The organism is Bacteroides sp. An269, from assembly GCF_002159755.1.
Classification (GTDB): domain Bacteria; phylum Bacteroidota; class Bacteroidia; order Bacteroidales; family Bacteroidaceae; genus Phocaeicola; species Phocaeicola intestinalis.
Window position 1 is genome coordinate 1 of sequence record NZ_NFJG01000240.1, and the last position, 865, is coordinate 865.

An 865-nucleotide genomic window follows, 5' to 3' on the forward strand; every position below is an offset into this window, starting at 1 on the left:
TTGGCTGATTGGGTCAAGAAGAAATTCGGATGGATATTGGAGGTCGTACTCAGACCGGACGAATGTCCGTCCAAATTTCAGGTACTGCCCAAACGTTGGATTGTGGAACGCTCTTTCTCATGGCTGGAAAACTTCAGAAGGCTGACCATCGATTACGAATTCCTTGCTGAAACTGCGGAAGCTATGGTACAGATTGCATTCATACAAATCATCCTTAACAAATTTATCGAATGAAATCAAAACAGCTTCTAAGAATATTACGTCTATTCAATACAATTCGTTAAATTTGCCGAGCAAGGTCACGTTTAAAGACGGAAGTACGATAACCTATCTGTATGCGGCTGATGGCACAAAGCTTCGCACGGTTCATAAGACAGGGAGTACGGCCACCACGACAGACTATTGCGGGAATGTGGTCTATGAAAACGGCAGTCAGAAATACCTGTTGACGGAAGAGGGTTATGTTACTTTGGCGGATAATAAATACCATTATTATCTGAAAGACCATCAGGGGAATAACCGTGTGGTCATCAGCTCAACGGGGACGGTCGAGGAAACGAACCATTACTATCCTTTCGGCGAGGTGTTCGCGGCAACGAACAATGTCCAGCCGTACAAGTATAACGGTAAGGAGTTCGATAACAAGAACGGCTTGAACTGGTACGATTACGGTGCACGGCACTATGATGCGGCGTTGGGAAGGTTTGTAAGCATTGACCCGTTATCGGAGCAAGATTATCCGAGTTCCCCCTATGTTTATTGTGGCGGCAATCCCGTTATCCGCATAGACAAGGACGGCAAGATTTGGGATACGGTATGGGACATCGGCAATATGCTTTACGATGCAGGTGCAGCCGTAGCTGCC

At 46.2% G+C, this 865-nt stretch carries 2 protein-coding genes; both read left to right on the forward strand.

Annotated elements, in window-relative coordinates; genetic code table 11:
- Window positions 1-234: transposase (locus B5F71_RS19525; protein WP_143269957.1), on the forward strand; the 234-nt coding region annotated here is incomplete at its 5' end.
- Between the two features lie 52 nt (window positions 235-286).
- The coding region (locus tag B5F71_RS19530; protein ID WP_241148672.1) for an RHS repeat-associated core domain-containing protein at window positions 287-865 on the forward strand (579 nt) is incomplete at its 3' end.